This window comes from Geobacillus sp. PK12, from assembly GCF_004123125.1.
In the GTDB taxonomy this organism is placed as follows: domain Bacteria; phylum Bacillota; class Bacilli; order Bacillales; family Anoxybacillaceae; genus Geobacillus; species Geobacillus zalihae.
In genome coordinates, this window is the sequence record NZ_SDKL01000090.1 from 1 (window position 1) to 3,956 (window position 3,956).

Below are 3,956 nucleotides of genomic sequence, written 5' to 3' on the forward strand. Positions count from 1 at the left end.
TTTATGGAAGGCGTATGTATAATTTTGGATAATCAACACTCGTGATTCCATTATTTTTATGATACAATTCCAATAGTTAGAAATAGTTAATAGCTGGAGGGAATCTTGTGGATCAGACTTCTGACAAGCAACCGGTTGCGTTTGTTACAGGAGCTTCAAGCGGCTTTGGTTTGCTGACAAGTGTGGTACTTGCCGGCGAAGGCTATCGCGTGCTGGCTTCAATGAGAAACTTGAATAACAAAGGACGTCTGGAAGCGGCAGCTAAAGAAGCGGGTGTAACAAATCGGATTGAGATTATCCAATTGGATGTGACCGATTTTTCCGCCGTAGAAACGGTGATTCAGGATGTGATTCGCCGTTACGGACGAATTGATCTGTTGGTGAACAATGCGGGTTATGCAGCGGGCGGCTTCACGGAGGAACTTGCTGTTGAAGAATGGCGGCGGCAATTTGAAACCAATTTTTTCGGCTTGGTGGCAGTAACGAAAGCTGTTTTGCCGTCGATGCGGGAACACAGAAGCGGCAAGATTGTGAATATAAGCAGTATCAGCGGACGGATCGGCTTCCCTTCTATGGGACCTTATGTGGCATCTAAGTTTGCGGTGGAAGGATTCAGCGAGTCTTTGCGTTTAGAGATGCTGCCGTATGGCGTTCATGTAGTTTTGATTGAGCCGGGGTCCTATAAAACAGATATCTGGTCAAAAGGGTTGGGAGCGGTAACGATCCATCCGAATTCTCCTTATGCGAAAGAGATGAAGGCGATTTTGAAATATGTCAATCAGGTTGCCGACACGGCACCTGCTCCGGATGAAGTGATCCGACAGATTGTGCAAGTGGCGAAGTCTCCCTATCCGAAATTGCGGTATCCGGTTGGCAAAGGCGTGAAATTAGGAATTGTCTTGAAACATGTGCTGCCGTGGAAGTGGTGGGAGCGGATGGTGACAAAACGGCTTTGGGAGGGAAAGTGATGCTGAGATTTTAGTTCAAAAACCACTCACATGAAAGAGGGATCAAAAATGGACAAAAAACTCGTTTACTTCTTATGTACAGGTAACTCCTGCCGCTCTCAAATGGCGGAAGGTTTTCTATATAAATGCACCTTGAAAAGTTAACCTTTGCATCACGCTGCACACCCCAAGCGTCGAAGCACCTCTTCCGGTTGTTGATCTATATAGGTTGTAATAAAGAATTTCCGACCTCCATGTCCCGTCTTTACTTTATCACCTAACAAGCTGGCACGGTGACAAGAAGAGCGAACAATGCCATGTAAAACAAAATTGCAACTTATATATATATTCCACCCGTGGTGCTAGATAAACTCAAACAAGCATAAAAATAGCCCTTGCATGAGGATCCCCTTAAAATGAAAGTGCAACCAACCATTAAAAAGGAGGATCCCTATGCGAGAGCACTTTCATTTTACTACAGATCGGGCCAAGATTCAAAAGCAATATGCCGCCATTTTCGTTTTTGTTTCTGCTCAACTTTCATGCATTCAGGTGCATCTTCATCGTCGAAATCGCCATTTGGTCAAGCAAGAGGACGCTGTCATCATCGCCATTCATCTTTTAGGAAAGCTGCTCGGTTTTACTTCTGAACGGGCGTGGCATCGTTTTGTCACGGAAAATTTGTTCACAAACGGCTCGTTTCTCGAACGTTCCCGGTATAACCGCCGCTGCCGGGCGCTTGGCTTCGCTATCAAATGGATCACCGTCGTGAGCAAAACGTGGCCAACATCATGCCTATGCCGTCGTGGACAGCTTGCCGCTCCCGTTGTGCCATACGGCAAGAATGCATCGCGTCAAACGGTTTCAAGAGATCGCCGACATCGGGTATTGCGCTTCCAAAAAGCAATGGTACTACGGGTTGAAGCTGCACCTTCAAGTGACCGATCAAGGGCTGCCGATGGGGTATGTGGTGACGGAAGCATCTTGCCACGATCGAATCGCAGCCGAAAGCGTGATGACCCAAATTCCCCACCCGTATAACTTTGGGGACAAAGGATTCATTAGCCGTGACTTGCAAAAAAGGCTGTACGAAGAATACCAAATGGCGCTTTGGACTCCGTCTCGAAAAAACCAGAAACATCGTGCGTCTGAGACATGGGAGAAATGGATCCAACAAAAACGCAAAGTGATCGAGACGGTGTTCGCGGTTCTGGTTGACCACTATCGCATCACGGGGATCCGAGCCAATTCGATTATCGGATTTGAAGTGGCACTAGACGGTATATTGTTAGCTTATTCCCTGGTTACACTTGGGCTAGTTGAGCGCTAAAGCTCAACTAGCACCACGGGTACGTCACGATTCCCTCTACTCCCCCCTCGACTCGCTGCAACCGCAGCGCAGTGAAAAGCAGAAAACTATATGTAGTTCAATATTTCACGAGGCGCAAAGTTGTCGATTTTCTGCAATTCGTCTTTGCTCCACCATTTGAGTCCTTTCAGTGTGTCTTTTTCGTTCTTTGTTATATGTTCGATAGACAACACCGTATCGGATTGGATCGTAACGTGATAATAAATTTCCCGGCTAATAAAAGAACCTTGTTTTCCTTCAATCCATACATCCAGTTGGAATATGGGGCCACCGAGAAGATCAACCACTATGCCTAGTTCTTCGTATAATTCCCTTTTTAAAGCTTCAGCTGGGGTCTCGTTTTCTTCAATGCCCCCTCCTGGAGTAACCCATAACACTTTGTTCCCTACTACATCCCGAAATTCAAATTGCTGAAGAAGAATTTCGTTTCGCTCATTGATGATCACTGCTCTAGCACATTTGCGTATCCTCATCGGGCGCTCCTTTCCAGATCTATTTTACAGATGCAGCCGGCCATGACTGCCGAACTCGGGTTTCATAAATGGCCCGAATTCGAACGTCCATGATGGGAAAACTCCTTCTTTTCTTTGTGTGTCAAAGATTTCATATTTATTGATAAAAAAACTAACTAAGAGAATCATAAAATAGAATAATTCCTACCCCGCCCTTCAATCTGATCCTTGTATCCGATCAGTGTGTTCTTCATGGTATTCGGATAGCCTGTCTTGAGTCTAAGCTCTTTTAGAGGCATCGCTGGATTCTCAACCATGATCTTTTGAATTCGTATTATTTCTTGTGAATCATATGCTGCTTTATAAGCCATAAAAGGTGATACATAGTCGCTGATATTGACAAAGGTGAGTTCTTCGTGTCCCGTCCATTTATATAGTTTGATTTGCTGTTGAAACTTCATTAAGTTATTTCCTTCAATAAGGAACCGGTATATTAAATCACTTTTTATCTTGGCAGTATTGGACGATTCAAGATAATTTTGTTCCAACAAAAATATAACCATCCCCATAAATGTATCCACTATTTGCAAAGGTATTGATTTAACAGAGTTTTGAGAAAGAACATTAACAACGCGGTAATTTTTATTGCGATAAGCCGAATGTGCGTTCATCTGTTCAATGATTTTCGTTTCAAGAAAAAGCTTATCATACTCATCATTCTGGTCTACCTTAATCTTCACCTTAATCGTTCCAGATTCTTGACTTGATAAATCCCGAGTCATTCCATAAAATAATCTTTCCGGTATTTTGATATAGAATAAGTTTCTTAGTTCAGTCGCCGTTAATCCGATTTTCTGTGCCGCATACAAAGCATCCCTATTATTAACGGTTAGAATATTAATCTGTACATTCTCATTAATAACCGTATGAAGAGTTTGAAAATATTTCTTGACAAGGTTGTCTTTCGTATACTCTCGAAAATGAAGTTCACTAAAAGAATTACACTGTTTAAAGATGTTTCGAACTTGCTTAACAACCCTTGCCATTGCGGCATCGGTTCCTCCGTAAGCCCCATAGTAAGAATAGTTAGCGTTAAACTGGTCGAGTTTATTGCTCTCATCAAAATAGATTAAGTAGTGCATATATGAACCTCCCCCACTTATCGAAGTGGGGGTTTCCTGTTTCCCC

General features: G+C 43.4%; 3 protein-coding genes and 2 pseudogenes. 3 read left to right on the plus strand and 2 right to left on the minus strand.

Annotated elements, in window-relative coordinates:
* The first annotated feature begins 107 nt into the window (after positions 1-107).
* The 3 genes and pseudogenes from ETR37_RS17840 to ETR37_RS17850 all read left to right on the plus strand — a co-directional run bounded on the left by ETR37_RS17840 (position 108) and on the right by ETR37_RS17850 (position 2,277).
* Positions 108-968: an oxidoreductase gene (locus tag ETR37_RS17840; RefSeq protein WP_081133392.1), complete on the plus strand. Its 861-nt coding sequence runs from the start codon at positions 108-110 to the stop codon at positions 966-968.
* A gap of 48 nt (positions 969-1,016) precedes the next feature.
* Positions 1,017-1,094 (plus strand): annotated as a pseudogene (locus ETR37_RS17845) (arsenate reductase/protein-tyrosine-phosphatase family protein); the annotation flags it as partial.
* 306 nt (positions 1,095-1,400) lie between these two features.
* Positions 1,401-2,277 (plus strand): annotated as a pseudogene (locus ETR37_RS17850) (IS982 family transposase).
* A gap of 86 nt (positions 2,278-2,363) precedes the next feature.
* On the opposite strand, the gene ETR37_RS17855 reads toward ETR37_RS17850, so the two are convergent.
* Both ETR37_RS17855 and ETR37_RS17860 read right to left on the minus strand, forming a co-directional pair.
* Positions 2,364-2,789, minus strand: a complete 426-nt coding sequence (locus ETR37_RS17855) for an NUDIX hydrolase (protein ID WP_081133385.1) — start codon at positions 2,787-2,789, stop codon at positions 2,364-2,366.
* 164 nt (positions 2,790-2,953) lie between these two features.
* The coding region (locus ETR37_RS17860; protein WP_240673922.1) for a DUF3800 domain-containing protein at positions 2,954-3,956 on the minus strand (1,003 nt) is incomplete at its 5' end.